Origin of the sequence: Enterobacter sp. Sphag1F (assembly GCF_014193275.1) — a bacterium.
Classification (GTDB): domain Bacteria; phylum Pseudomonadota; class Gammaproteobacteria; order Enterobacterales; family Enterobacteriaceae; genus Pantoea; species Pantoea symbiotica.
On record NZ_JACHZD010000001.1, the window covers coordinates 198,983 to 225,489 of the forward strand.

At 51.1% G+C, this 26,507-nt stretch carries 26 protein-coding genes; 11 read left to right on the forward strand and 15 right to left on the reverse strand.

Features of this window, described 5'->3' with window-relative positions:
* The first annotated feature begins 135 nt into the window (after positions 1-135).
* From FHW71_RS00880 to yciA, 4 genes are read left to right on the forward strand one after another with little or no spacing between them, the layout of a single operon-like run.
* Positions 136-552 carry a YkgJ family cysteine cluster protein gene (locus tag FHW71_RS00880; protein WP_179450687.1) on the forward strand — a complete coding sequence of 139 codons (417 nt, stop codon included), beginning with the start codon at positions 136-138 and terminating at the stop codon, positions 550-552.
* Positions 553-579: 27 nt separating this feature from the next.
* Positions 580-1,314 (forward strand): YciC family protein, encoded by a 735-nt coding sequence (locus FHW71_RS00885; protein WP_008106561.1) that lies wholly within the window; start codon positions 580-582, stop codon positions 1,312-1,314.
* 59 nt (positions 1,315-1,373) lie between these two features.
* Positions 1,374-1,913, forward strand: coding sequence for a septation protein A (locus FHW71_RS00890; protein WP_008106564.1), 540 nt, complete (start codon positions 1,374-1,376; stop codon positions 1,911-1,913).
* 54 nt (positions 1,914-1,967) lie between these two features.
* Complete coding sequence (yciA, locus tag FHW71_RS00895) at positions 1,968-2,387, forward strand: acyl-CoA thioester hydrolase YciA (protein ID WP_007892397.1); 420 nt, start codon at positions 1,968-1,970, stop codon at positions 2,385-2,387.
* A gap of 54 nt (positions 2,388-2,441) precedes the next feature.
* On the opposite strand, the gene tonB is transcribed toward yciA, so the two are convergent.
* Positions 2,442-3,170, reverse strand: coding sequence for a TonB system transport protein TonB (gene tonB, locus FHW71_RS00900; protein WP_179450685.1), 729 nt, complete (start codon positions 3,168-3,170; stop codon positions 2,442-2,444).
* Between the two features lie 204 nt (positions 3,171-3,374).
* Between tonB and FHW71_RS00905 the strand changes: the two genes are divergently transcribed.
* Entirely contained in the window at positions 3,375-3,671 is a 297-nt protein-coding gene (locus tag FHW71_RS00905) for a YciI family protein (protein ID WP_008106569.1), read from the forward strand.
* A 190-nt stretch (positions 3,672-3,861) separates the two neighbouring features.
* Here FHW71_RS00905 and FHW71_RS00910 read toward each other — a convergent pair whose 3' ends face one another.
* Positions 3,862-4,035, reverse strand: a complete 174-nt coding sequence (locus FHW71_RS00910; protein ID WP_007892390.1) for a YciY family protein — start codon at positions 4,033-4,035, stop codon at positions 3,862-3,864.
* Between the two features lie 162 nt (positions 4,036-4,197).
* Here FHW71_RS00910 and cls point away from each other — a divergent pair, with 162 nt between their 5' ends.
* Together cls and FHW71_RS00920 are read left to right on the forward strand one after the other, a co-directional pair.
* Positions 4,198-5,658, forward strand: a complete 1,461-nt coding sequence (gene cls, locus FHW71_RS00915) for a cardiolipin synthase (RefSeq protein ID WP_008106571.1) — start codon at positions 4,198-4,200, stop codon at positions 5,656-5,658.
* Positions 5,659-5,695: 37 nt separating this feature from the next.
* Positions 5,696-6,025, forward strand: a complete 330-nt coding sequence (locus FHW71_RS00920) for an HI1450 family dsDNA-mimic protein (protein ID WP_196761379.1) — start codon at positions 5,696-5,698, stop codon at positions 6,023-6,025.
* Between the two features lie 43 nt (positions 6,026-6,068).
* Here FHW71_RS00920 and oppF read toward each other — a convergent pair whose 3' ends face one another.
* The 7 genes from oppF to FHW71_RS00955 form a co-directional block, all read right to left on the reverse strand.
* Complete coding sequence (gene oppF / locus FHW71_RS00925; protein ID WP_154156320.1) at positions 6,069-7,073, reverse strand: murein tripeptide/oligopeptide ABC transporter ATP binding protein OppF; 1,005 nt, start codon at positions 7,071-7,073, stop codon at positions 6,069-6,071.
* Positions 7,070-8,089, reverse strand: a complete 1,020-nt coding sequence (locus tag FHW71_RS00930; protein ID WP_061718771.1) for an ABC transporter ATP-binding protein — start codon at positions 8,087-8,089, stop codon at positions 7,070-7,072. Before FHW71_RS00930 ends, oppF begins: the two co-directional genes overlap by 4 nt.
* Positions 8,090-8,100: 11 nt before the next feature.
* Positions 8,101-9,009, reverse strand: a complete 909-nt coding sequence (gene oppC, locus FHW71_RS00935; protein ID WP_008106577.1) for an oligopeptide ABC transporter permease OppC — start codon at positions 9,007-9,009, stop codon at positions 8,101-8,103.
* Between the two features lie 15 nt (positions 9,010-9,024).
* The gene (gene oppB / locus FHW71_RS00940) at positions 9,025-9,945 is read right to left on the reverse strand and encodes an oligopeptide ABC transporter permease OppB (protein WP_007892378.1); all 921 of its coding nucleotides are present in this window, start codon (positions 9,943-9,945) and stop codon (positions 9,025-9,027) included.
* A gap of 80 nt (positions 9,946-10,025) precedes the next feature.
* On the reverse strand, positions 10,026-11,666 hold the full coding sequence (gene oppA / locus FHW71_RS00945; protein ID WP_179450683.1) for an oligopeptide ABC transporter substrate-binding protein OppA: 1,641 nt from the start codon (positions 11,664-11,666) through the stop codon (positions 10,026-10,028).
* Positions 11,667-11,825: 159 nt separating this feature from the next.
* Positions 11,826-13,397, reverse strand: coding sequence for an ABC transporter substrate-binding protein (locus FHW71_RS00950; protein ID WP_286176071.1), 1,572 nt, complete (start codon positions 13,395-13,397; stop codon positions 11,826-11,828).
* A gap of 636 nt (positions 13,398-14,033) precedes the next feature.
* Entirely contained in the window at positions 14,034-14,681 is a 648-nt protein-coding gene (locus tag FHW71_RS00955) for a YchE family NAAT transporter (RefSeq protein ID WP_008106584.1), read from the reverse strand.
* A 446-nt stretch (positions 14,682-15,127) separates the two neighbouring features.
* Here FHW71_RS00955 and adhE point away from each other — a divergent pair, with 446 nt between their 5' ends.
* The gene (gene adhE, locus FHW71_RS00960) at positions 15,128-17,803 is read left to right on the forward strand and encodes a bifunctional acetaldehyde-CoA/alcohol dehydrogenase (RefSeq protein WP_179450679.1); all 2,676 of its coding nucleotides are present in this window, start codon (positions 15,128-15,130) and stop codon (positions 17,801-17,803) included.
* A 55-nt stretch (positions 17,804-17,858) separates the two neighbouring features.
* Here adhE and tdk read toward each other — a convergent pair whose 3' ends face one another.
* Entirely contained in the window at positions 17,859-18,479 is a 621-nt protein-coding gene (gene tdk, locus FHW71_RS00965) for a thymidine kinase (protein WP_061718768.1), read from the reverse strand.
* Between the two features lie 412 nt (positions 18,480-18,891).
* Between tdk and hns the strand changes: the two genes are divergently transcribed.
* Positions 18,892-19,299 carry a histone-like nucleoid-structuring protein H-NS gene (gene hns, locus FHW71_RS00970; protein WP_179450677.1) on the forward strand — a complete coding sequence of 136 codons (408 nt, stop codon included), beginning with the start codon at positions 18,892-18,894 and terminating at the stop codon, positions 19,297-19,299.
* 95 nt (positions 19,300-19,394) lie between these two features.
* Here hns and FHW71_RS00975 read toward each other — a convergent pair whose 3' ends face one another.
* The 5 genes from FHW71_RS00975 to rssA all read right to left on the reverse strand — a co-directional run bounded on the left by FHW71_RS00975 (position 19,395) and on the right by rssA (position 24,906).
* Positions 19,395-20,402 (reverse strand): NAD-dependent epimerase, encoded by a 1,008-nt coding sequence (locus FHW71_RS00975; protein ID WP_179450675.1) that lies wholly within the window; start codon positions 20,400-20,402, stop codon positions 19,395-19,397.
* 10 nt (positions 20,403-20,412) lie between these two features.
* Positions 20,413-21,756 carry a UDP-glucose/GDP-mannose dehydrogenase family protein gene (locus FHW71_RS00980; RefSeq protein WP_008106593.1) on the reverse strand — a complete coding sequence of 448 codons (1,344 nt, stop codon included), beginning with the start codon at positions 21,754-21,756 and terminating at the stop codon, positions 20,413-20,415.
* A 23-nt stretch (positions 21,757-21,779) separates the two neighbouring features.
* Positions 21,780-22,688 (reverse strand): UTP--glucose-1-phosphate uridylyltransferase GalU, encoded by a 909-nt coding sequence (gene galU / locus FHW71_RS00985; RefSeq protein ID WP_008106595.1) that lies wholly within the window; start codon positions 22,686-22,688, stop codon positions 21,780-21,782.
* Between the two features lie 193 nt (positions 22,689-22,881).
* Entirely contained in the window at positions 22,882-23,898 is a 1,017-nt protein-coding gene (gene rssB, locus FHW71_RS00990; RefSeq protein ID WP_179450673.1) for a two-component system response regulator RssB, read from the reverse strand.
* A gap of 102 nt (positions 23,899-24,000) precedes the next feature.
* Positions 24,001-24,906 carry a patatin-like phospholipase RssA gene (gene rssA / locus FHW71_RS00995; RefSeq protein ID WP_008106599.1) on the reverse strand — a complete coding sequence of 302 codons (906 nt, stop codon included), beginning with the start codon at positions 24,904-24,906 and terminating at the stop codon, positions 24,001-24,003.
* A 96-nt stretch (positions 24,907-25,002) separates the two neighbouring features.
* Between rssA and FHW71_RS01000 the strand changes: the two genes are divergently transcribed.
* Together FHW71_RS01000 and purU are read left to right on the forward strand one after the other, a co-directional pair.
* Positions 25,003-25,458: a YchJ family metal-binding protein gene (locus tag FHW71_RS01000; RefSeq protein ID WP_179450671.1), complete on the forward strand. Its 456-nt coding sequence runs from the start codon at positions 25,003-25,005 to the stop codon at positions 25,456-25,458.
* Positions 25,459-25,640: 182 nt separating this feature from the next.
* Positions 25,641-26,489 carry a formyltetrahydrofolate deformylase gene (purU, locus tag FHW71_RS01005; protein ID WP_036648946.1) on the forward strand — a complete coding sequence of 283 codons (849 nt, stop codon included), beginning with the start codon at positions 25,641-25,643 and terminating at the stop codon, positions 26,487-26,489.
* Positions 26,490-26,507 lie beyond the last annotated feature (18 nt).

Below are 26,507 nucleotides of genomic sequence, written 5' to 3' on the forward strand. Positions count from 1 at the left end.
CAGTGGATTGATTCAGATCAATTTGGGCCTTACACCGCGTAATAAAAGTCCGCTTGCGAAAATTTTCCGCCATGATTATTTTACCTTTCCCCTGTGTGATTTTGGTTCGATGCCTTAGAGGTGGCGGGCGATCAGATGAGCGATTTACTAAACCCTTGTGTAACCTGTGGCGCATGCTGCGCGCATTTCCGTGTTTCTTTTTACTGGGCCGAAGCCGATGATGGCGCCGGTGCCGTTCCCGTTGAATTAACTGAGCCGTTAGGCCTGTTTATGGGCAATATGCGCGGCACCAACCAACACCAACCGCGCTGTGTTGCGCTAGAGGGAGAGGTCGGCGGCTGCGTCTCCTGCGGCATTTATCAGCAGCGTCCGTCACCTTGTCGGGAGTTTTCAATGTCCGGCGAGAACGGTGAACTGAACGAAGCCTGCGATCGCGCCCGTGCTCGCTATGGTCTTCCTGCGCTTTTTCACCCTTCTTTACCTGTTATGACAGAAAGTTATCCCAATGCGGGTGCCAGCACGCCAGTAGAACATGTACAATCGCCGGGTTAATTAATCCGGTTCTTTCAAGGAGTTTACATGTCTATCACGGCAAGCTCGTTATACCGTGACACAGGAAATTTTTTGCGCCATCAGTTGGTTACTATTTTACTGCTGGCGCTGCTGACCTCGTTCATTACTGTGATCGTCGGCCACGCGTTAACGCCAGGTGAAGACCAGCTCTCATTGTTGAGCCAGTCAGATGACAGCGCATCATCGCTGTTTGAGCTGGTACAAAATATGTCTCCGGATCAGCAGCGTATTTTGCTGCGCGCTTCCGCTGCAGGCACGTTTGCTGCATTGATTGGTAATACGCTGCTGCTGGGTGGCATGCTGTTCCTGATCCCAATGGTGTCGGGCGGACAACGCGTGAGCGCACTGCGTGCTATTGGTGCGTCTGCGCCGATCCTGCCAAAGCTGCTGCTGCAGACCTTCCTGATCACCTTGCTGGTACAGCTGGGCTTTATGGTGCTGATGGTGCCGGGCGTGATTCTGGCCATCCTGTTTTCACTGGCGCCAGTGATTCTCGCCAATGAGAAACTCGGCGTGATTGGCGCGATGCGCGCCAGCATGCGTCTCGCATGGAAGAATATTAAGGTTATCGCACCGGCCATTGTGCTGTGGCTGCTGGCCAAAATTGTGCTGATGTTCTTCTTTTCATCGCTGACCGTGCTGCCCGCCAACATCGCCTCCGTGGTGTTGAACGCGCTGGGTAATCTGGTCTCCGCTGTACTGATCATTTATCTGTACCGGCTGTATATGCTGTTACGTTAATCGTTGTGGCGCTCACCCGGGCGCCATAACTGAACGCTCCTGCCCTAATTGGAAACGCTATGAAGCAGTTACTCGATTTTCTTCCCCTGGTGGTTTTCTTCATCTTCTACAAGCTGTACGACATTTTTGTCGCCTCCGGCGCACTGATTGTTGCCACCGGTCTGGCGCTGGTCGTCAGTTGGGTGCTTTACCGCAAGCTGGAAAAGATGACCATTTTTACTTTTGTGCTGGTTGCGGTATTCGGCACGCTGACGCTGGTGTTCCATAACGATGAATTCATCAAATGGAAAGTTACGGTAATTTATTCGCTGTTTGCCGTCGCGCTGCTCTACAGCCAGTGGTTTATGAAGCAACCGCTGATCCAAACCATGCTGGGTAAAGAGTTGCAACTGCCGTCAGGCGTGTGGCGCAATCTCAACATTGCCTGGGCAATATTCTTTCTCGCCTGCGGCTTAGCGAATATTTATGTTGCGTTTTGGTTATCGCAGGAATTTTGGGTTAACTTTAAAGTGTTCGGTCTGACCGGCCTGACCCTACTCTTTACCCTGTTAAGCGGCGTGTATATCTGGCGACAGATGCCGCAACAAGAACAAAAATAATGCCACTCCGCCCGACAGCGTCGGGCTTCTCTTCACCTGCAGAAGAACTGAGCAATGGACGAAAAACATAAGTCGCCGCAAGGCGAGATGGTGTTGCGTACCCTGGCAATGCCAGCGGATACCAATGCCAACGGTGATATCTTTGGTGGTTGGTTGATGTCGCAGATGGATATGGGCGGCGCAATCAAGGCGAAAGAGATTGCTGAAGGACGTGTTGTTACCGTGCGCGTGGATGGAATGACGTTCCTTAAACCTGTAGCGGTTGGCGATGTGGTGAGCTGCTACGCACGCTGCATCCGCACCGGCAACAGTTCCATGACCATTAACGTCGAAGTGTGGATCAAGAAAGTGTCGTCGGAACCCATTGGACAGACTTACTGCGCAACCGAAGCGGTATTTGTCTACGTTGCCGTCGACAATACCGGGCAATCTCGCCCATTACCGCCCGGCAGAAGCAATTTAAGCGATCTCTAAGACTAAAAAAGCGGTCATCTGACCGCTTTCTTTTTGCCTCTCAAACATGAATGCTTATTCGATATTGGCGCCGCCGTTGATGCGGAACACGATATTCATGGTCAGATTCTTGCCAGGACGACCCGGCTGATAACGCCATTTCTTCATCGCCTGCTTCACTTCGCGTTCGAACATGTTGCGCGGTTCAGCCGATAAAATCTGGACGTTATCGACACGACCGTCACTATCAACATCAAACTGCACGCGTACACGTCCCTCAACGCGCAGCGCGAAAGCGCGTGCTGGATAGGCTGGTTTGCTGACGTTCATCGCTTTCGGGCCATCAGAGATGCTTGGCGTTGCGGTTGGATTGGCTTTCGGCGCGGTAGTTGGACGCGTCTGCGTAGCTGGCGCGTCCTGCTTCACCGGATTTTCCTGCGGCTTCACTTCCTGACGCGGTTTCGGCTCAACCTTCTTTTCCACCTTTGGCTTCGGTTTAGGTTTTGGCTTCGGCTTAGGTTCCGGTTTAGGAATCGGCACCGGCTCAACCTTCGGCGGCTCTGGCGCTACTTCAGGTTCCGGCTCAGGCTCGGGAGGTGGTGGCGTAACCTGGGCAGGTGCAGGTTCGGGTTGCACTTCAGGCGCCACCAGCGAAACGCTAATAGGCTGCGACGCTTTTGGAACTTCAATGACCTGATGAAACGATGCATAGAGAATGCCAGCGATCAACGAACCGTGAAGTACCACGGATAAAATTACAGCAATGGGGGTACGTGTAGGTAAAGGCGTAGTCAACGTGGTCATATCATTCATGTTCATTGAGTGAAGCGCAGATTTTAAATGCAAATAGCAATCAGTTTCAATAAGCGATGTAAATGTGGCTGCAGAAAGGCCTTTTTTAACCCTGATTGCGCTGAATGACAGCGTATTTATCTTTCGTTTGCACTCTGATTAACGATCACTTAACGTGTCACGCAATTTCGGCAAGTCTAACGGGAGTATCCCATCGTGCTTTACGTCATTTATGCGGAAGATACCGCTGATTCACTGGAAAAACGCAACTCGGTACGTCCCGCGCATCTTGCTCGTTTACAGCTGTTGCAAGATGAAGGTCGTCTGATTGCTGCGGGTCCGCTGCCAGCGGTTGACAGCAACGATCCAGGCCCGGCCGGTTTCAGCGGTTCCGTGATCATCGCCGAATTCTCTTCACTGGAAGTCGCGGAATCATGGGCCAAGGACGATCCCTACATTGCCGCAGGCGTGTATGAGAAAGTCGCGGTCAAACCGTTCAAACGCGTTTTCTAATCTATGTGGCAGTCAGTTTTACTGCTGGTGATAGCTTTCGCTCTCATCGGCAGAGCACTTTGGCTATGGCGTCAGCAAGGCTGGCGCAACGCTCGGCAGCACATTGTGATGTTAATTGTGCTGGCAGCGGCAGTAGAGATGGTCAATGTCATTCGGGTGCTACGCGGCGCATAGTGGCCGCGTAAGCCCATCAGACCATTTGCGAGATAAACAGGATAGAGCGGCGATGCTGCTGCGCCACCTGATGACGAATGGTGTGGATGCGTTTATAACGACGCGACTGCCCTTCCAGCCAGCGAGAACGACGACGGTGTACCTGACGTAACATTCTCCAGCGCGCCACTTCATTTTTGCTGCGTCTCATCACATCCTCTCAGACAGGCTAAACTCGGCAGGCATTATAAAGATCTGTTGGGAAATGCCAAATCGAAAGCTTCATCGAAACGTCATTCACGATTAAAGGTTTCACTACCTGTGATCAGCACGTAAACTTTGCACAACAAAGCGCGAACAGGATGTCCACTTAATGACCACATTTTATACCCTCATCAGTTGGTTGCTGCTGTTCGGTTACTGGCTGCTGATTGCGGGTGTCACGCTACGTATTCTGATGAAACGCCGCGCAGTCACTTCTGCAATGGCCTGGCTGCTGATCATCTACATTCTGCCGCTGGTGGGTATAATCGCCTATCTCTCCTTTGGTGAGCTGCATTTAGGTAAACGGCGTGCTGAACGCGCACGCACCATGTGGCCCTCTACCGCCAAATGGCTCAACGACCTCAAACAGTGTCGGCATATCTTTGCCACCGAACACAGCGACGTGGCGCGTTCCCTGTTTGATTTGTGCCGCCATCGTCAGGGCATTGCTGGCGTGAAAGGTAATCAGCTGCAGTTGCTGACCAGCTCCGACGATGTGATGCACGCGCTGATTCGTGATATCCAACTGGCACGTCACAATATCGAGATGGTGTTCTATATCTGGCATCCCGGCGGGCTGGCTGATGAAGTAGCGGAATCGTTGATGGCCGCATCGCGTCGCGGTGTGCATTGCCGCTTGATGTTGGATTCAGCAGGCAGCGTCACCTTCTTCCGCAGTCCGTGGGTCAATATGATGCGCAACGCTGGCATCGACGTGGTTGAAGCGTTGCAGGTAAGCCTGCTGCGTGTGTTCCTGCGCCGCATGGACTTACGTCAGCATCGCAAAGTGGTGCTGATCGATAACTACATCGCGTATACCGGCAGCATGAACCTGGTCGATCCACGCTTCTTTAAGCAGGAAGCGGGCGTGGGCCAGTGGATTGATCTGATGGCGCGCATGGAAGGTCCAGTGGCAACCACCATGGGCATTGTGTATGCCTGCGACTGGGAGATTGAAACCGGGAAACGCATTCTGCCGCCCGCGCCAGATGCCAACGTGATGCCCTTCGAACAGGAGAGCGGTCATACCATTCAGGTGATCGCTTCTGGCCCTGGTTTCCCGGAAGATATGATCCATCAGGCATTGCTCACGGCGGTTTACTCCGCGCGCGAGCAGCTGATCATGACCACACCCTACTTTGTGCCGAGCGATGACCTGCTGCACGCCATCTGTACCGCGGCGTTACGCGGGGTGGAGGTGAGCATCATTGTGCCGCGCCACAATGATTCGTTGCTGGTAGGCTGGGCAAGCCGGGCCTTCTTTACCGAGTTGCTGGAAGCGGGCGTAAAAATTTACCAGTTTGAAGATGGCCTGTTGCATACCAAAAGTGTGCTGGTGGATGGGCAGCTGAGTTTGGTCGGCACTGTTAATCTGGATATGCGCAGCCTGTGGCTTAATTTTGAGATCACATTGGTGGTTGATGATGATGGCTTTGGCAGCGATCTCGCTACCGTGCAGGACGATTACATCGCCCGCTCACGCTTACTGGATGGCGCTCGCTGGGCTAAACGTGCCTGGTGGCAACGCATCGTTGAACGACTGTTTTACTTCTTTAGTCCTTTACTGTAAAACGAGCGAAAATATTACCGCCTCAGGGCAAGCAGGAATGACCATGGATTTAAATAATCGCCTTACTGAAGATGAAACGCTGGAACAGGCTTACGATATTTTTCTTGAGCTGGCTGGCGACAATCTCGATCCCGCTGACATTATTCTGTTCAATCTGCAGTTTGAAGAGCGCGGTGGCGCGGAACTGTTCGATCCTGCGGAAGACTGGCAGGAACATGTTGATTTCGATCTCAACCCAGACTTCTTCGCAGAAGTGGTGATTGGATTGGGTGAAGCCGACGGCGAGCCGATCACTGATGTGTTCGCACGCGTCCTGCTGTGCCGCGAGAAAGATCACAAACTCTGCCACATTTTGTGGCGCGAGTAAGAGACAGAACGAAAAACGCCGGGCAATCGCCCGGCGTTTTCATTTACAGCGGATCAACTTTCAGACAAGACACCGCATGTCGGAAACTGCCTTCCAGCAGCGGCCGGGTTTTCGCGCACTCTGGTCCGGCAATCGGGCAACGCGTGCGGAACACGCAACCTGATGGTGGATTGATCGGTGATGGCAGCTCCCCTTCCAGCAGCTGGATTTCCTTGTTCTTCTCCAGATCCGGATCGGGAATCGGCACCGCGGACATCAGCGCGCGGGTGTAAGGATGCTGCGGATTGTTATACACCGCATCGTAAGTACCCAGCTCAACCGCATGACCGAGATACATCACCAGCACGCGATCGGAGATGTGTTTTACCACCGCCAAATCGTGCGCGATAAAGATCAGTGACAAGCCCATTTCTCGCTGCAATTTCTGCAACAGATTAACGACCTGCGCCTGAATCGACACGTCGAGCGCCGATACCGGTTCATCACAGATAATCAGCTTCGGCTCCAGAATCAGCGCACGCGCAATGCCAATACGCTGACACTGACCGCCCGAGAACTCATGCGGATAGCGGTTAATGAGGTTAGGTAGCAACCCAACCTTCATCATCATGCTTTTGACCTTATCCTTCACTTCCTGACGCGGCATCTTCGGGTAATAGGTGCGCAGTGGTTCGGCAATGATATCGCCAATGGTCATGCGCGGATTAAGCGATGCCAGCGGATCCTGAAAGATCATCTGGATATCGCTGCGCGCCTGACGCCACTGCTCCTGACTTTGCCCCAGCAAATCGCGTCCTAACCAGGCGACGCGCCCTTCCGTGGCTTTCACCAGGCCGATGATGGCGCGGGCCAGCGTCGATTTACCGCAGCCTGATTCACCGACAACACCCAGCGTTTCACCTTCGTACAAACGCAGGCTGACGCCGTCGACCGCTTTGAGCGTGTGCGGTGGCTGCCAGAACCACTGTTTGCCATCCTTAATCTCGAAATGCACCTTGAGGTCGGCGATCTCCAGCAGGACTTTTTTCTCTTCGACTACGGTGCTCATACTAACTCCTCCACCGGCTTGAAGCAGGCACGCAAGCGCCCTTCAGCAAAAGGCTCCAGCGGCGGTGCCTTGGCGCAAATGTCCATGGCGTAAGCGCAGCGAGGCTGGAACGGACAGCCTTGCGGCAGGCGCAGCAGGTTTGGTGGGTTGCCTGGAATAGTGGTCAGCGACTCGCCCTCTTCAGCGTCCAGTCGCGGCACCGCACTCAGCAAGCCAATCGAGTACGGATGTGCTGGATGATAAAACACATCGCGTGCACGGCCATATTCCATGGTACGGCCGGCGTACATCACCAGCACTTTGTCACAAATACCCGCTACCACGCCGAGGTCGTGGGTAATCATCACAATCGCGGTATTGAATTCGCGCTTTAGCTCATTCAGCAGCGTCATGATTTGCGCCTGCACGGTGACGTCAAGCGCTGTGGTCGGCTCATCGGCAATCAGCAGCTTCGGCCGACACAGCAGCGCCATCGCAATCATCACACGCTGGCGCATGCCGCCAGAGAATTCATGTGGGAACATCTTCATGCGCTTACGCGCTTCCGGCATTTTCACGGCGTCCAGCATGCGTACCGACTCTTCAAACGCCTGGGCGCTGTTCATGCCTTTATGCAGCTTCAGCACTTCCATTAACTGCTCGCCGACGCGCATATACGGATTCAGCGACGTCATCGGGTCCTGGAAGATCATCGCAATCTGCTCAGCACGCAGTTTATTCAGCTTGTTTTCTGGCAGGTTGAGAATCTCTGCGCCGTTGAATTTTGCTGATCCGCCAATGCGCCCATTTTTTGCCAGCAGCCCCATCAAGGCAAACGCGGTTTGCGATTTCCCCGAGCCGGATTCGCCAACAATGCCCAGCGTTTCACCCGCATGCAGTGAAAAGTTGAGGTCGTTCACAGCGGTGACATCGCCATCGTGGGTGCTGAAGGTGACGCGCAGATCTTTTACATCCAGCAGCAGGTTATTGTTTCCCGCACGTGCAGCCATGGCTGGCTGAAATTCATGAATGGTCATCGGGAAACTCCTTAACGATCTTTCGGGTCGAGGGCATCACGCAAGCCATCGCCGATAAAGTTAAAACAGAACAGCGTGACCACGAGGAAACCGGCCGGGAACATCAGCAACCACGGCGACACCTCCATCGAGTTGGCGCCATCACTCAGCAACGCGCCCCAACTGCTCAGTGGTTCCTGCGTGCCGAGGCCAAGGAAGCTGAGGAAAGATTCGAACAGAATCATGCTTGGCACCAGCAGCGAGGCATACACCACCACCACGCCCAACACGTTCGGCACAATGTGGCGCAATACGATTTTGAAGGTGCTGACACCGCCGACCTGAGCCGCTTCGATGAACTCTTTGCGCTTCAGGCCCAGGGTCTGCCCGCGCACGATACGCGCCATGTCCAGCCACGACACCATGCCGATCGCCACAAAGATCAGCAGGATATTGCGACCAAAGAAGGTCACCAGCAGGATGACGAAGAACATGAATGGGAAGGAGTTGAGGATCTCCAGAATACGCATCATCACCGAGTCGATTTTTCCGCCCAGATAACCCGCCAGTGAGCCATACAGCGTGCCCACCAGCACCGCGATCAGCGCGGAGGCAATGCCCACCATCAGCGAGATACGGCCACCAATCGCAACGCGCACCAGCAGGTCACGGCCAGACGAATCAGTGCCAAACCAGTGACCGGAAACGGTATCCGGCGCGGCAGACATCATCGCCCAGTCGGTATCGTCATATTTAAATTGCGACAACATCGGGGCGAACACCACGAACAGCGTGATCACCAGCAGCACCAGCAGGCTTATAAAGGCGGCGCGGTTGTGAATAAAGCGGCGACGCGCATCCTGCCAGAGGCTGCGCCCTTCGACTTCCAGTTTTTCACTGAAGGCATCCAGAGCTTCGCTGTTTTTCTTACTTAACATCATGGGCGAGCTCCACAATCAGTAACGGATTTTCGGATCGATCACGGCGTACAGCACATCAACGATCGCGTTAAACAGAATGGTCAGCACGCCAACCAGAATGGTCAGGCTCATCACCAGCGAGTAGTCACGGTTCAATGCCCCGTTGACGAACAACTGGCCGATGCCCGGCAAACCATAGATGGATTCAATCACCATGGAACCGGTGATGATGCCGACAAACGCCGGTCCCATATAGGAAAGCACCGGTAACATAGCGGGCTTCAGCGCGTGACGCAGCACGATACGGCGCAACGGCAGGCCTTTGGCGCGCGCCGTGCGGATGAAGTTTGAGTGCATCACTTCAATCATCGAACCACGGGTAATACGCGCGATGCTGGCGATATAGGCCAGCGAGAGCGCCACCATCGGCAGCAACATGTAATTCCATTGGCCGCCGTTCCAGCCGCCGCCTGGCAGCCAGCGTAAGGTAATCGCAAATACCAGCACCAGTAACGGTGCTACGACAAAGCTGGGGATCACCACGCCGGTCATCGCGACCCCCATCACGGCATAATCCCACAAACTGTTCTGCTTCAGGGCGGCGATCACGCCAGCCGTTACGCCTAGCACCACGGCGAGGAAGAATGCCGCAAGACCGAGTTTGGCTGATACCGGGAAGGCGTGGCCGACCAGATAATTGACCGAGTAATCTTTGTATTTAAACGAGGGACCAAAGTCACCATGTGCCAACTGCACCAGATAGCTCAGGTACTGTTTGCCAATCGGATCGTTGAGATGGTACTTCGCTTCGATATTCGCCATCACTTCCGGCGACAGAACACGTTCGCCGGTAAATGGACTGCCGGGTGCCAGTCGCATCATAAAGAATGAGATGGTGATGAGGATAAACAGCGTCGGGATGGCTTCAAGGAGCCGACGCAGGATGAATTTTAACATTGCCGTACCTACCAGGCTGTTGCTTCACAAAGTAAAAAGGCGGTGCCGCAGCACCGCCACTATCGATAGCCTGAGTGCTATTAATGTTTAATGATATACAGGTTTTTATCGACGGTTTTATCCAGCGGATCGTTGCCGGTGTAACCGCCCACGTAAGGTTTCACCAGACGCGCATTGACGTAGTAGTAAACCGGCACGATGGTGCTGTCTTTATCCAGAATCTGCTCAGCTTTCTGATAATCCGCTACGCGCGCTTTATCGTCTGTGGCTTTAACCGCATCGTGGATAACTTTATCGAAGTCAGCGCTCTTATAGTGCGAGGTGTTACTGCTGCTGTCAGACAGCATGATGTTCAGGAATGAAGTCGGTTCGTTGTAATCTGCGCACCATGCCGCGCGAGAGACATCAAAGTTGCCCTGATGACGCGTATCCAGGAAGGTTTTCCACTCCTGGTTCTCCAGCTTGATGTTGACGCCGATGTTTTTCTTCCAGATAGAAGAGGCGGCGATCGCCAGTTTCTTATGCAGATCGGAGGTGTTGTACAGCAGGTTGAAGGTCAGCGGTTTATCCGCAGTGTAACCCGCTTCAGCCAGCAGCTTTTTCGCTTCTTCGTTACGCTTGTTCTGATCCCACTTGAACCAATCCGGCGGCAGCAGTTCCATGCCATCGGTGGCTGGCGGGGTGAAGCTGTAAGCCGGTTGCTGACCTTGTGCCAGAACCTTGTTCACCATGATGTCGCGATCCAGACCGAGTTTCAGCGCGGTACGGACGCGTGGATCGGTGAATGGTGCTTTCTGGTTATTGATTTCGTAGTAATAGGTGCACAGATATGGCTTCACCATCAACTCTTTGCCGTTATCACGCTGCAGTTTTTTGAACAGCTCGATTGGCATGTTGTTGTAAGTGATATCGCTGCCGTTCTCAGAGAAGTAACGGTTAACGTCGCTGACTTCGGAGTTAATTGGCAGGAAGGTAACTTTGTTCAGAACGGTATGCTCGTTATCCCAATACTGCGTGTTACGCACCAGCGTTACGCGTTCGTTGATCACGTGTGATTCAAGTTTGAATGCGCCGTTACCCACCCAGTTCTGCGGTTGGGTCCACTGATCGCCGAATTTGTCGATAGCAGGTTTATAAACCGGAGACATTACTGAGTTGATCAGCAGCTTATAGAAGTAAGGTACGGGCTCGCTCAGCGTCACTTCCAGCGTGTGATCGTCGATGGCTTTTACACCCAGCTCGGATGTCGGCTTTTTACCGGCGATGATGTCGTCAACATTGACGATGTGGCCGTATTGCGGATAGCTGGCATAAGGCGATGCCGTTTTCGGATCGACCAGGCGCTGCCAGCTGTAAACGAAATCTTGTGCGGTGACTGGTTCACCGTTGGACCATTTGGCGTTCTTGCGCAGGTGGAAAGTCCAGACTTTGAAATCTTTGTTTTCCCAGCTTTCCGCCACGCCCGGAACTGGTTTGCCATCGCTGTCGCTGGTGATCAAACCCTCATACAGGTCACGCGCAATGTTGTCTTCCGGAACACCTTCAATCTTGTGTGGATCCAGCGACTGTACTTCATCGCCGTTACCGCGAACCAGTTCCTGTTTTGCTGCCAATTCAACGCCTGCTGGCACTGTTGCTGCCAGCGCGGCATTCCCTGCCAGCGCGCCGATTGCTGCTAATATGCCCGCTGCAATCAGGCTTTTTTTTGTGATGTTGTTCATTATTACGCTCCAGTTTTATTATCTTTACCGGGTCGATTTAACGCCCGGCGTACCCCGTTTCCAGGTGATCTTCGCGTGTCTGAACGAAGACCCTAATCACCCTTCAGGGTTTACCACGGTAAAGTGCCGCCCGACTGTAGCGCCGGATCGGCCCATTACTCAATGTTTCTTTATGTAATAGTATTTCAACGCCAGCATGTCCTGCGGATCCTTACCGGTAAAACCGCCCACCCACGGTTTGACCAACCGCACGCTAACGCGGTAGTAGACAGGTACGATCGGCGAGTCTTTATCGAGTTGCGCTTCCGCTTGCTGATAAAGAGCGGCGCGCTTTGCTTCATCTGAAGTGGTTAATGTTTGCTTCATTAACTGGTCAAACGCCGGACTTTGGTAAAACGCGGTATTAATTGATGAACCGCTCAACAGCATATTCAGGAAGGTTGAGGGCTCGTTGTAATCTGCGCACCATGTCGCGCGTACCACGTCGTACTGCGCCTGGTGACGCGTCTCCAGCAGCGTTTTCCACTCCTGATTCTGTAATGTCACCACCGCACCGAGATTTTTTTGCCACATTGAGGCCGCAGCAATCGCCTGTCTTTTGTTCTGTTCGGAGGTGTTGTACAGCAGCGTAAAACGCAGCGGGTTTTGTTGATTAAAGCCGGCATCTGCTAATAACTGTTTGGCGCTGGCATTACGCTCGGACTGCGTTTGTTGCGCCCAGGCCGGTGGGGAAAGCGTGATGCCGTGGGTAAACGGCGGCGTCAATCCGTACGCAGGAATTTGCCCCTGGCCCATGATCTTCTGCGCAATGATGTCGCGATCAAGGGTTAACTTCAGGGCGGCGCGTACTCGGGCATCATCGAACGGCGCTTTTTTGTTGTTGATTTCGTAGTAGAAGGTGCACAGCAGCGGACTGATTTTGACCTCATCGCCCAGATCCTGCTGTAACTTTTTAAACAGCTCTGGCGGCACCGCGCTGTTGGTCATATCCGTGCCACCGCTGCGATAGCGGTTGATATCACTGTTCTCTGAAGAGAGCGGTAAGAACACGCCTTCTTCAATCGCCGTGTGTGCATTATCCCAATACTGCGGATTGCGTTTCACCACAATTTTTTCATTCACCACCCAGTCCGACAGCGTAAAAGCGCCATTGCCAACATAGTGTTGCGGCTGCGTCCACTGCTCGCCCCACTGCTCTATCGCCGGCCGATAGACCGGTTTCATCGCGCTGTGGGCCAGCATGGCAACAAAATAGGGAACGGGTTCAGAAAGGGTGACTTGTAGATGACGATCGTCGAGGGCTTTAACGCCAAGTTCAGCTGGCGCGGCTTTGCCAGACAAGATGGCATCAACGTTGGCGACATGGGCCGCCTGTAAATAGCTGGCGTAAGGCGAGGCCGTTTTGGGATCGGCCAGGCGCTGCCAACTGTAGACGAAATCCTGGGCGGTAACGGGCTGGCCGTTACTCCAGCGCGCATCGTCACGCAGCGTGAAAGTCCAGATGCGCCCCTCTTCGCTTTTCCATTGCTTAGCGACACCGGGGACGAGTTGACCGTTATTATCGGTTTCAACCAGACCTTCCAGCAAATTACGCATGACATTGGATTCCGGCACGCCTTCCCCTTTCTGCGGATCGAGCGTTGCCACTTCGCTGCCATTATTAATTACGATTCGCTGTAATTCGGATAATTCAGTGCCTGCGGGAATTTGTGCTGCCTGGCTTGAGGCCATTGCGCCTGTGAGACATAAGGCAAGCACTGAACGTACGGCCGTTTTCGCTACCATGCATTTCATCAACAAATATCAACCTTAATCATAAGCCTGATAGCCTGTAAGCAAGAAGCGTACACATTTGTCGCTATCAGATAAAAAATTTGTGATGTGCCGAAAATTATCAGAACCGATGCCCGCACGCCAAAGCTAAACTGCAAAAATGTTAGCAGATTCTCTTTTATCACGTTCAGCCAAGTAGGAAAAGTGTTAATTATTGGGATGAAATATCAATTAAGGCACTGATTAACATCAATATAATAACGTTATCGCATAAAGTTTATTCATTATTGTTATTAAGTTATAGTTTTTACGAATACAACTGAGAAATCATCGTTTAACAACATAATGATTTCATCACCGCGCCAATGACTTTCCCGTAATGCTAACAAGAAAGAATTATACAGAGTATTTATCTGTGATAATTATCACAGTTTAATGTGAACTGCTGGATACTTTTACCAGGATTAGTAGTAAAAGTGATGCGGAGGTTAATGCGTTAAGAAGGATGAATGAAATTACCAAAATGGTGCAATTAAGTTTAACGTTGCACCATTGTGGATCGCGTTGCTGGTTAAGATTAAAAATTAAGGGCTATTAATTGAGTAATCCGGGGAAGATTGATTTCATGCCGGTGACAATAAATTCTATGCCCAATGCCATTAACAACAATCCCATGATACGAGTGATAACGTTGATCCCGGTTTGGCCAAGTACTCGCACCATTAATGGTGCTGCGCGAAACAGTAGCCAACAGCAAAACGCGAAAATCGCAATCGCGATACTAAAGCCAATTAAGTTCTGCCAGCTGTGATAACGCGTACTCCAGACGATGGTTGAACTGATTGCGCCGGGACCGGCCATCAACGGTAACGCCAGCGGTACCACGCCGATACTTTCACGAATGGCGCTCTCTGACTTCTCCTGCTTGTTCTGCTTATCCTCACCCAGTTTTCCGCTGATCATCGACATCGCGATGGTGACGACCAGAATCCCGCCGGCAATACGGAACGAATCTATCGAAATACCAAACAGATGCAGGATGCCATCACCTAAGAAAAGTGACGTCCACAGGATAATGGCGACGGCCAGGTTCGCGGTGAGGTTGGTTTTGTTGCGCTCAACCACAGCCTGATAGCTGGTCATGCTGATAAAGACCGGGATGATACCTACCGGATTTACCAGGGCAAACAAACCGACAAAAAACTTAATGTAGCCGGATAGATCAAGTAGCACGGGGTTCAAAGTGGGCTCCGGTAAGGTCTGAGTAGAAAAACGCGCTTAATGTAGTGCATAAGCCGGGCGGAAAACCAGAGGCGCCGACAGAAATTTATGCTGCCGGCAAAGCTTCTAGTCAGTTCTTTCAACTACTGTTAACGTTGGGTTATCGCAATGAAGCCAGCGGGTACCGCATATGTGGCACATCACGCTAACTTTACTTGCAACAGTTAGTGCTGAAAGGTGTCAGCTTGGATCAGGATTGATCTGCATCAAAATTTAACTACCCCATCAGGGGTAATCTTACCCCGTCGAAACAACTTCCTGACGCTTAAGCATCTTGACCAGGAAACCCTTTTAGTAAGCAAAGGCAAAACAGTCGCCAACCTGACCAAAATATAAGCATAGCGTGACTATACTTCTGGATTCAGGCTTGTTTACTAAAAGAGTTTAACTTCCTTCAGGAGAGCACTATGGCCGTTACTAATGTTGCCGAACTTAATGCACTGGTTGAGCGTGTAAAAAAGGCACAGCGTGAGTATGCTAATTTCAGTCAGGAACAAGTTGATGCCATCTTCCGCGCTGCCGCACTTGCTGCGGCAGACGCACGAATTCCTCTCGCCAAACTGGCTGTTGCCGAATCAGGCATGGGTATTGTTGAAGATAAAGTGATCAAGAACCACTTTGCTTCTGAATACATCTACAACGCTTACAAAGACGAAAAAACCTGCGGTATCCTCGCCACTGATGACACCTTCGGCACTATTACCATTGCTGAACCGATTGGCCTGATCTGCGGTATCGTTCCAACCACCAACCCAACTTCTACAGCTATTTTCAAAGCGCTGATTAGCTTGAAAACCCGTAACGGCATTATCTTCTCTCCACATCCACGTGCAAAAGATGCGACCAACAAAGCCGCTGACATTGTACTGCAAGCAGCGATTGCGGCGGGTGCGCCAAAAGATATCATCGGCTGGATCGATACCCCTTCTGTCGAGCTTTCTAATCAGTTAATGCATCACCCCGATATCAACCTGATCCTTGCAACCGGCGGTCCGGGCATGGTGAAGGCGGCCTACAGTTCCGGTAAACCGGCAATTGGTGTAGGTGCAGGTAACACGCCAGTCGTGATTGATGAAACAGCGGATATCAAACGCGCCGTCGCGTCTATCCTGATGTCGAAAACCTTCGATAACGGTGTGATTTGTGCTTCTGAACAATCCGTGATTGTGGTTGATTCGGCTTATGACGCGGTTCGTGAGCGTTTTGCCAGCCACGGTGGCTACCTGCTGCAAGGTAAGGAGCTGAAAGCCATTCAGGATATCATTCTAAAGAATGGCGCGTTGAATGCGGCGATTGTAGGCCAGCCAGCGACGAAGATTGCCGAATTGGCGGGGATTAGCGTGCCTGCAACTACCAAGATTCTGATTGGTGAAGTGAAACTGGTTGATGAGTCTGAGCCTTTCGCACATGAAAAACTCTCTCCAACTTTAGCGATGTACCGCGCGAAGGATTACCACGACGCGGTCGATAAAGCTGAGAAGCTGGTAACGATGGGCGGTATCGGCCACACCTCATGCCTGTATACCGACCAGGATAACCAAATCGAACGCGTGCACTACTTCGGCGACAAAATGAAGACCGCGCGTATTCTGATTAATACGCCGGCGTCACAAGGCGGTATCGGTGACCTGTACAACTTCAAGCTGGCTCCGTCACTGACGCTGGGCTGTGGTTCATGGGGCGGTAACTCCATTTCTGAAAACGTGGGACCAAAACATCTCATCAACAAGAAAACCGTGGCCAAGCGAGCTGAGAATATGTTGTGGCATAAACTTCCGAAGTCTATTTACTTCCGTCGCGGCTCACTGCCGATTGCTCTGGAAGAAGTGGCAACTGATGGTGCAAAACGCGCCTTTATCGTTACTGACCGCTTCCTGTTCAATAATGGCTATGCCGACCAGGTGACTCGCGTACTGAAATCACACGGCATCGAAACCGAAGTCTTCTTTGAAGTCGAAGCTGACCCAACGCTGAGCATCGTCCGTAAAGGTGCAGAGCAGATGAATAGCTTTAAACCTGATGTGATTATCGCACTTGGCGGTGGTTCACCTATGGATGCAGCAAAAATCATGTGGGTGATGTACGAGCATCCTGAAACGCATTTCGAAGAGCTGGCCCTGCGCTTTATGGACATCCGTAAACGCATCTATAAGTTCCCGAAAATGGGCGTCAAAGCGCGCATGGTTGCCATCACGACCACTTCCGGTACCGGTTCTGAAGTCACACCATTTGCCGTGGTGACGGACGATGCAACCGGCCAGAAATACCCATTAGCGGATTATGCTCTGACACCAGACATGGCGATTGTTGACGCCAACCTGGTGATGGATATGCCGCGTTCACTCTGCGCCTTCGGTGGTCTGGATGCGGTAACACACTCACTTGAAGCCTACGTTTCCGTATTAGCGAACGAGTATTCTGACGGCCAGGCTTTGCAAGCACTAAAACTGCTGAAAGAGAATTTGCCTGCCAGCTATCGCGATGGCGCGAAAAATCCAGTTGCTCGCGAACGTGTTCACAATGCGGCGACTATCGCGGGGATTGCGTTTGCTAACGCCTTCCTGGGTGTATGTCACTCAATGGCGCATAAACTGGGTTCTGAGTTCCACATTCCTCACGGTCTGGCAAACGCCCTGCTGATTTCAAACGTCATTCGCTACAACGCCAATGACAACCCGACCAAGCAGACGGCTTTCAGCCAGTACGATCGTCCACAAGCACGTCGTCGTTATGCTGAGATCGCCGACCATCTGGGACTTTCCGCTGCTGGCGACCGTACCGCGCAGAAAATTGAAAAACTGCTCGCCTGGCTTGAAGAGATGAAAACGCAGTTGGGTATCCCAACCTCTATCCGCGAAGCGGGTGTGCAAGAGGCGGACTTCCTTGCGAAAGTTGACAAGCTGGCTGAGGATGCATTCGATGACCAATGTACCGGTGCGAACCCACGCTATCCGCTGATTGCTGAGTTAAAACAAATCATGCTGGATACCTTCTACGGCCGTGAATTCTCTGAGTCACTGAATGAGAAAGCTGAAGAAGTTAAAGCCGAAGTAAAAGTTGATAAGAAAATGAAGAAAGCGTAAAGCGCTTTAAACAAAAAACCCGCTTCGGCGGGTTTTTTTATGGCTTGCTGAGCAGTTAAATCTGCGGCGATTGTGAGCCGTAAATCGCCTGAAGGGAACCTTCATCAATCGCTTGTTTATAGTGTTTACGGCAAACCGATATATAGCGCTCATTGCCACCAATCACTACCTGCTCGCCTTCGCTAAAAGGCTTACCCTTTGCATCGAGACGAAGGACCATGCTGGCTTTTCTGCCACAATGACAGATGGTTTTAAGCTCAACCAACTTATCCGCCCATGCCAGTAAATATTGGCTACCCACAAACAGCTCTCCACGGAAATCCGTGCGCAAGCCATAGCAAAGCACTGGAATATCCAGATTGTCGACAACATCAGATAACGCTTTCACCTGCTCGCGCGTCAGGAACTGGCTTTCATCGACCAACACACAATGCACGGGTTGCTTCGCATGCTCTGCCGCTATTTCTTCATCAAGCTTCGTCTCATCGTTATATAAAAATGCAGGAGACGAAAGACCGATGCGTGAACTGACTTTGCCTGCACCAAAGCGGTTATCGATCTCGGCGGTATAAACCAGCGATCGCATCCCGCGCTCGTGATAATTATAAGAAGATTGCAGCAAAGCCGTTGATTTACCCGCATTCATCGCAGAGTAATAAAAATAAAGTTGAGCCATTAGAAAATCTCATCGTAGCCTATATCTGTTGCGCCGCAGTTTACCATAAAGCTGTATACCTGTAGCGATGCATTATTTTTATCATTTGCTCAAATTAACATCACCATCAAGATGGATATCACAGCGCCCAAAAAAGAGAGCACGTTTTGACAAAGTAGCGATTAAGCCGATATTTTATTCGTTTTAATTAAAGCCGAAGCGTCAGGATTAGCGTGGGCTAAGCGTTCAGCCTACAAAGCCAGTTAAAAAAGATTGCCAGATAAGTAAATATATTCTGAATAGCGTTATAAAATCACACTCCTTTTTTATTTTTACGTTTTGCTTTTAAATCCGGCTATTGCAGTTATTTTTTCGCACCACTATTATGAGTCGGCAGAACAACCTCCATTTATTATATTTTGAGATTAGGACAATGAGCGAAGCACTTAAAATTCTTAATAATATCCGTACATTGCGCGCACAGGCTCGGGAATGCTCTCTGGAAACATTGGAAGAGATGCTGGAAAAACTCGAAGTTGTGGTCAATGAGCGTCGTGAAGATGATACTCATGCACAAGCGGAAAATGCAGAGCGCACACGCAAGCTTGAACAATATCGCGAGATGCTAATTGCCGATGGTATCGACCCAAATGAGCTATTGCAGGCATTATCTGAAACAAAAGTTCCGGGTAAAGCCAAGCGTGCTGCGCGCCCCGCTAAATATTCTTACGTTGATGAAAACGGTGAAAACCGCACCTGGACTGGCCAGGGCCGCACGCCTGCTGTGATTAAAAAAGCAATTGAAGAACAAGGTAAACAACTGGACGATTTCCTAATGTAATCATTCCAGCGCTCAGAATTGTAATTAGTTCACCACTAATTCACTTTGACCAGGTAAGAAAAAGGAAGCCAATGGCTTCCTTTTTTCATGCTTAATTATTGTTGATAGAAGCGGCGATACCAATCAACAAAATGCTGCACACCTTGCTCAACGCTAGTTTGAGGACGGAAATTGATCGCCTGATACAAAGGTTGTGTATCCGCGCTGGTGCCCAGCACGTCGCCGGGTTGCATCGGCAGCATATTTTTCTTCGCTTGAATGCCCAATGCTTTTTCCAGCGACTCAATATAGGTCATTAAGCTGGTCGGCTGGCTATTACCGATGTTGTAAACGCGATAAGGTGCCGAACTACTTGCAGGTGAAGCTGCTTCAACTGTCCAGCTATCATCCGGCTGAGGAATTACATCCTGCAAACGTACGATCGCTTCTGCAATGTCATCAATATAAGTGAAGTCACGCGTCATTTGTCCGTTGTTATAAACGTCAATTTGTTCACCCGCTAACATCGCGCGGGTAAATTTGAACAGCGCCATATCCGGACGGCCCCACGGACCATAAACGGTGAAAAAGCGTAATCCTGTAGTGGGCAATTGATAAAGATGTGAATAGGTATGCGACATCAATTCGTTAGCTTTTTTAGTGGCCGCATAGAGTGAAACCGGATGGTCAACGGAATCGTCCGTTGAAAAAGGCATTTTGCGATTCAGGCCATAAACTGAACTGGATGAGGCATACAAAAGGTGGCCGATTTTATGATGGCGGCAGCCTTCAAGAATATTGAGATGACCGATTAAATTTGCTTCGGCATAAGCATGGGGATTTTCGATCGAATAACGTACGCCAGCCTGAGCGCCCAAATGAATAACGCGTTCAAACGCATGCTCAGCGAATAAAGAAGAAATGGCCTGGCGATCCGCCAGGTCCATTTTTACGAAAATAAAATCAGAATGTTGTGTGTTCTGGTCTAAACGGGCCTGTTTAAGGCTGACATCATAATAGTCATTCAGGTTATCGATACCGACAACCTGGTGACCAGCGGCCAGCAAGCGCTGACTGACGTGAAATCCAATAAAACCTGCCGCGCCGGTGACCAGAAACTTCATACATCCCTCATTATTCTACGATTTTAATTGATGCTCCGCGGCCGATTGCATAGTACGTGAAACCGCGCTTGCTGATACGCTCTGGATCATACAGGTTACGACCATCAAAAATCACGGGTTCTTTTAACGCACTTTTGATGACGTCAAAGTCTGGTGCACGGAAGTTTTGCCATTCAGTACAGATAACTAAGCCATCCGCACCCTGCAGCGCTGCTTCTTTGGTGCCCATCAACTTCAGATCGTTACGATGACCATAAACGCGTTGCGCTTCGTCCATCGCTTCTGGGTCAAACGCCTGAACCGTTGCACCAGCTTCCCACAGTGTTTCCATCAGCACGCGGCTGGAGGCTTCACGCATGTCGTCAGTGTTCGGTTTGAACGCCAATCCCCACAAAGCAAAGGTTTTGCCGCGCAGATCGTCGCCAAAATGACGCTTAATAAAGGTTGGCAGCTTGTTCTTCTGCGAATCGTTAACGTCTTCTACCGCCTGCAGCAGACGCGGAGTGTAACCAATTGACTCAGCAGTACGAATCAGCGCCTGCACGTCTTTCGGGAAACAAGAACCGCCATAGCCGCAGCCTGGATAGATGAAGTGATAACCGATACGTGAATCTGAACCGATACCCTGGCGAACCTTCTCAACGTCGGCTCCCAGACGTTCTGCCAGGTTAGAGATCTCGTTCATGAAGCTGATTTTGGTTGCCAGCATGCAGTTCGCCGCATATTTGGTCAGCTCTGCACTGCGGATATCCATCAAAATCATACGATCATGATTACGGTTGAACGGCTCATACAGCTCGCGTAGCAGCTCAACCACTTCATCATTATCGGTACCGACAACGATACGCTCAGGACGCATACAGTCATTAACTGCTGCACCTTCCTTGAGGAATTCCGGGTTTGAAACCACGTCAAAGGCGATGTTCACATCACGCTTTTGCAAAGTTTCAGTCATCACCGCACGAACGCGATCCGCTGTACCTACGGGTACAGTTGATTTGTCGATAACAACTTTGTGATCGTTCATGTGCTGCGCGATTGTGCGCGCAACAGCTGTCACATATTTCAGATCGGCAGAACCGTCTTCATCCGGTGGCGTACCCACGGCGATAAACTGCATCACGCCATGATTAACGCCCTCTTCCGCATTCGTGCTGAACTTCAGGCGACCCGACTCGTAATTGGACATAACGAGTGGCGTCAGGCCCGGTTCAAAGATCGGAATATTGCCTTTCTTTAAGTTCTCGACTTTCTTTTCGTCGACATCAATACAGAGAACGTCATGTCCGACTTCGGCCAACACCGCAGCCTGAACCAGACCGACATAGCCGATACCAAATACAGTGACTTTCATTGAATTATCCTGTGTTTATTGAGTTACTTTTTGTTGCCTACCGCGCCTTCGAGCCACTGAGTGAAATCTTTACCCAGGACTGGATGGCGAACGCCGTACTCAACAAACGCTTGCATGTAACCCAGCTTGTTACCGCAGTCATGGCTAACACCGTTCAGGTGATACGCTTCAACGGTCTCTTTTTCCATCAGCATCGCAATGGAATCAGTCAGCTGAACTTCGCCACCTGCACCTGGAGGTGTTTTCGCCAGCAGTGGCCAGATTTCAGCAGACAACACGTAACGACCAACAACGGCCAGGTTTGATGGGGCTTCAGAAGCTTTAGGCTTCTCAACCACGCCAACCATTGGCGCGCTCTGACCTGCAGAGAGATCAGCACCCTGGCAGTCAACCACACCGTAAGCGGTTACATCCGCAACTGGCTCAACCATGATCTGGCTGCGGCCGCTCTCTTCGTAGCGCGCCAGCATCTCTGCCAGGTTGTCTTTGGTTGGGTCAGATTCGTATTCATCGATGATTACGTCGGGCAGGATTACGGCGAATGGCTCATCACCAATCAGCGGATGTGCACACATTACTGCGTGGCCCAGACCTTTCGCGATACCCTGACGAACCTGCATGATGGTGACGTGTGGAGGGCAGATTGACTGGATTTCATCCAGCAGCTGACGCTTAACACGTTTTTCCAGCATAGATTCCAGCTCAAAACTGGTATCAAAGTGGTTTTCGATGGCGTTTTTAGAAGAGTGTGTAACCAGCACAATCTCGTTAATGCCTGCTGCAATGCACTCATTCACGACATACTGGATCAACGGCTTATCGACCAGCGGTAACATCTCTTTTGGAATAGCTTTGGTCGCAGGCAGCATACGCGTGCCGAGGCCTGCAACTGGGATTACCGCTTTTTTAACTTTAGTCTTATAGGCAGACATCAAAATACCTCTCTTAATAGGCCGTTCAAGTTAATACTTGATATGTCGGTTTAAAAACGAAATGAGTATATCAGTTACTATCAGGTGGATTTATCCTGGAAGAAGTTAATCCACGGAATTTAGGACTATTACCCAAGTGTAAAGCTTGCCCCTGGTCCTGTCTTCAACCCGTGGAAAATTTAAATCCGACTGGTCATTCTTCAGCTGATAGCATCAAACGTAGCCTGCCCCCAGCGCCCCAAATATGGCACTGCCAGGCGTCGGCACGTTGACTGATTTGATTGAGATGGGTGCTGCCCATAGTACCAAGTGGCACACCATTACTGAGTTGGATTTGATGAGTATTGATATGCAATGTGGCGTTAAGTCCTGCTGAAACCAGGATCAGATTTTTCAACTGGCGGTGGTAATAGCCCACCAGCAACGGGAACTGACCGCTGAGATTGGCTTGCCGCAACAGCATGTTGACCTGCCGTAGCAACCCATTTAATTCAGGCAATCGCTGCTTCTGGCCGGAGAGTTGCTCCTGCAGCAAGCCATTAAACAGCGCGCGCAGTAACAGCGCGGCTAACACGCCATTATCGCCAGCGCGTGTCACATCAAGGCAATAGAATGCCAAATCGTTATCAGACAGCGCCGCGATATCCAGCACTAAGCCCGGCTGTTCCGCCATGGTGAGCTGGCGGTAATTGATTCGGCAATTGGCGATGGTTTGCTGTACCGGCGGCTGAAGCTGTTTAAGTAATTTAGAGGCCGCCAGCGGATCGCTGACCAGCGCATCCCAATCCTGAAATAGCTGCTCATCCTCCTCCACTTTGGAGGTAAACATTGAGGGATAGAGACACTCAAACACCGCTTCACGGAAACGTTCAAGATTTTTGAGCGGTTTGAGCAGCACATCCTGCACGCCCAAACGCAACACATGGGCGATATCCGCCATATTTTGTGTGGCGGAGATAATCAGAATGGGCACATTGTTGCCGCGCGTGCGAAGACGCTCAACGAACGGGATACCGCCCATACGCGGCATTTCAAGATCGCAAATGACCAAATCCACTGACTGCGCCGACAACAGTGTTAAGCCATCAACGCCATCTCCCGCCTCAAGCGTACTGGCGCCTAAGTTGGTTAATAAATTGTCTATCAATGAACGGAAAACGACCTCATCTTCGACAATGAGTATCTTTTTGCCGATTAGCGGTTTTTCCATTCTCTCCCCCTGCGTACCAGATAATTCAATAGTGGTTCATAAAATGCAGTTGCGCCTTTCAGAATTGGCTGAAGTAGCAACACCTGTGAATGAACAACCTGACTATCTGCCACGGACCAGCGGTAATAGTTCATCCATTTTTTTCTCAACGGCGGCCTTGCCAGCCGCGATGGCTTCTTCTGCACGATGGAAGTCCAGTGTGGAAATTTGTGGACAAAACGGCTGAATCAGCACATCCGGCGGATCGCCCGCCATGCGGTTACGTTTCAGGCGATTTTCCAGAACCTGGATGGATGTCGACATAATCTCCATCGCACCCGGCGTTTGATTAGCACGGCGTTGCGTCAGGCCAATCAGGCGTTGACGCAGTTTTTTTCCCCAGCTCAGCGCTTCAACTGCCGCCGCCTCTTCACCGCTTTGCGGCGTGACTGACAATAGATCTTGCTGCATCAGGTGCGCGTCATGCTGTAAATCCACTGCGATAACGATGTCAGCACCTAATGCGCGGGTTAATGAGATCGGTACAGGATTCACCACCGCACCGTCCACCAACCAATATCCATTGTAAGCGATGGGTGGTAATAAGCCTGGCATACTACAGGACGCACGCACAGCTTGATGCAAATCGCCCTCGGTTAACCACACTTCACGTCCGGTACTTAGATTGGTTGCCACCACGCCAAACGGCTTGTCGCACTCATCGATCAGATCATTAGGAATCAGCTGGCGAATATGACTAAACACCCGATCGCCGCGCAGTAGACCGCCGCGCTGCCACGAGAGATCCATCAGTCGGATGACGTCCCAGTAACGGAATGCGCTCACCCATTTTTCCATCACGCCCAGCCGTCCATTCACGTAAGCCGAACCGACCAACGCGCCAACAGAACAACCCGCCACCACATCGATTTCAATCCCCGCGCGTTCCAGCGCATTGATCACGCCGATGTGCGACCAACCTTTGGCAGCACCTGAGCCCAGTGCCAGCCCGATCCTGACTTTTCTCATCTCACCTCATGATTGGCATGGTACGTAGCATCACGCCTGACAGTCGGCTACCATAGCGCACGCTTTAATTTACTTTAATCACTTCCAGGAGATGACGTGTCTGAAAAGTGCCCTTGCTGCAGCGGAAAGGAGTATAGCCTATGTTGCCAACCCTTTCTGAATGGCCAAGCGAACCCGTCCAGCGCGGAGCAATTAATGCGCTCACGCTATACCGCCTACGTCGTGAAAGATGCTGCGTGGCTGGCAAAAACCTGGCACTCCAGTAAACGCGTGGCTGACCTCGAGACGTTATTATCCGAAAGTTTTAGCGGTACTGAATGGCTGGGCTTGAATGTAACTCGTTGTAATCATGGAAGCCACGAGAATGAAGCCTTCGTGACGTTTTTTGCGCGTTACCTCGAAAAAGGCCGCACTTCAGCCATCTATGAATGTTCGCGCTTTCTTCGCGAGGATCAACGCTGGTACTATGTCGACGGAACAACGCCTGAGTTGGGACGTAACGATCGCTGTCCTTGTGGCGCCGATAAAAAATACAAAAAATGTTGTGGTTAATCTGGACAGATAGACCCTAAATAATTTGAGTTGCAGCAAGGCGGCAAGTATGTGAATTCCCAGGAGCTTACAAAAGTAAGTGACTGGGGTGAGCATGCGCAGCCAACGCAGCTGCAGCGCAAAGTATGACGGGTATTCACAACGGCTTTACCATTCATCGCTTTGACAGGACTCTGATCGAGATGCAAGCGCAAACCATCCAACGAAAAGTTTTACGAACCATTTGCCCTGATGCGAAAGGTTTGATCGCCAAGATCACCAACATTTGCTACAAGCACGAACTCAACATTGTGCAGAACAATGAGTTTGTTGATCACCGTACCGGACGCTTTTTTATGCGCACCGAGCTGGAAGGCATTTTCAACGACAACACCTTGCTGGCCGATCTCGATAGCGCGCTGCCAGTGGGTTCTGTGCGTGAACTGCAAAGTGCCGGTCGTCGTCGTGTGGTGATTCTGGTGACCAAAGAGGCGCATTGCCTTGGCGATCTGCTGATGAAAAGCGCATTTGGCGGTCTGGATATGGAGATTGCGGCAGTCATTGGTAACCACGAAACGCTGCGCTCATTGGTGGAACGTTTTGATATTCCGTTTGTGTTGGTGAGCCACGAAGGCCACACGCGTGAAGAGCACGATAACCGCATGGCGGACGAAATTGACCGTTATCAGCCTGATTACGTGGTGCTGGCGAAATATATGCGCGTGTTGACGCCCGCCTTCGTGCAACGTTATCCAAATCAGATCATCAATATTCACCACTCCTTCTTGCCGGCGTTCATTGGCGCGCGTCCTTATCATCAGGCTTATGAGCGTGGCGTAAAAATCATTGGCGCTACCGCGCACTACGTGAACGATAACCTCGATGAAGGCCCAATCATCATGCAGGACGTGATCAACGTCGATCACAGCTACACCGCAGAAGAGATGATGCGTGCAGGACGCGACGTTGAGAAGAATGTGTTGAGCCGCGCGCTGTACAAAGTGTTAGGCCAGCGCGTATTCGTTTACGGTAACCGCACGATCATTCTTTAACCACTTTGGCGCTGAACT

Bases quoted from the DNA above. Each gene is read 5' to 3' on its own strand.
- FHW71_RS00880 (WP_179450687.1), top strand. From the start codon at position 136: ATGAGCGATTTACTAAACCCTTGTGTAACCTGTGGCGCATGCTGCGCG.
- FHW71_RS00885 (WP_008106561.1), top strand. From the start codon at position 580: ATGTCTATCACGGCAAGCTCGTTATACCGTGACACAGGAAATTTTTTG.
- FHW71_RS00890 (WP_008106564.1), top strand. From the start codon at position 1,374: ATGAAGCAGTTACTCGATTTTCTTCCCCTGGTGGTTTTCTTCATCTTC.
- yciA (WP_007892397.1), top strand. From the start codon at position 1,968: ATGGACGAAAAACATAAGTCGCCGCAAGGCGAGATGGTGTTGCGTACC.
- tonB (WP_179450685.1), bottom strand. From the start codon at position 3,170: ATGACCACGTTGACTACGCCTTTACCTACACGTACCCCCATTGCTGTA.
- FHW71_RS00910 (WP_007892390.1), bottom strand. From the start codon at position 4,035: ATGAGACGCAGCAAAAATGAAGTGGCGCGCTGGAGAATGTTACGTCAG.
- cls (WP_008106571.1), top strand. From the start codon at position 4,198: ATGACCACATTTTATACCCTCATCAGTTGGTTGCTGCTGTTCGGTTAC.
- FHW71_RS00920 (WP_196761379.1), top strand. From the start codon at position 5,696: ATGACCATGGATTTAAATAATCGCCTTACTGAAGATGAAACGCTGGAA.
- oppF (WP_154156320.1), bottom strand. From the start codon at position 7,073: ATGAGCACCGTAGTCGAAGAGAAAAAAGTCCTGCTGGAGATCGCCGAC.
- FHW71_RS00930 (WP_061718771.1), bottom strand. From the start codon at position 8,089: ATGACCATTCATGAATTTCAGCCAGCCATGGCTGCACGTGCGGGAAAC.
- oppC (WP_008106577.1), bottom strand. From the start codon at position 9,009: ATGATGTTAAGTAAGAAAAACAGCGAAGCTCTGGATGCCTTCAGTGAA.
- oppB (WP_007892378.1), bottom strand. From the start codon at position 9,945: ATGTTAAAATTCATCCTGCGTCGGCTCCTTGAAGCCATCCCGACGCTG.
- oppA (WP_179450683.1), bottom strand. From the start codon at position 11,666: ATGAACAACATCACAAAAAAAAGCCTGATTGCAGCGGGCATATTAGCA.
- FHW71_RS00950 (WP_286176071.1), bottom strand. From the start codon at position 13,397: ATGGCCTCAAGCCAGGCAGCACAAATTCCCGCAGGCACTGAATTATCC.
- adhE (WP_179450679.1), top strand. From the start codon at position 15,128: ATGGCCGTTACTAATGTTGCCGAACTTAATGCACTGGTTGAGCGTGTA.
- tdk (WP_061718768.1), bottom strand. From the start codon at position 18,479: ATGGCTCAACTTTATTTTTATTACTCTGCGATGAATGCGGGTAAATCA.
- hns (WP_179450677.1), top strand. From the start codon at position 18,892: ATGAGCGAAGCACTTAAAATTCTTAATAATATCCGTACATTGCGCGCA.
- FHW71_RS00975 (WP_179450675.1), bottom strand. From the start codon at position 20,402: ATGAAGTTTCTGGTCACCGGCGCGGCAGGTTTTATTGGATTTCACGTC.
- FHW71_RS00980 (WP_008106593.1), bottom strand. From the start codon at position 21,756: ATGAAAGTCACTGTATTTGGTATCGGCTATGTCGGTCTGGTTCAGGCT.
- galU (WP_008106595.1), bottom strand. From the start codon at position 22,688: ATGTCTGCCTATAAGACTAAAGTTAAAAAAGCGGTAATCCCAGTTGCA.
- rssB (WP_179450673.1), bottom strand. From the start codon at position 23,898: ATGGAAAAACCGCTAATCGGCAAAAAGATACTCATTGTCGAAGATGAG.
- rssA (WP_008106599.1), bottom strand. From the start codon at position 24,906: ATGAGAAAAGTCAGGATCGGGCTGGCACTGGGCTCAGGTGCTGCCAAA.
- purU (WP_036648946.1), top strand. From the start codon at position 25,641: ATGCAAGCGCAAACCATCCAACGAAAAGTTTTACGAACCATTTGCCCT.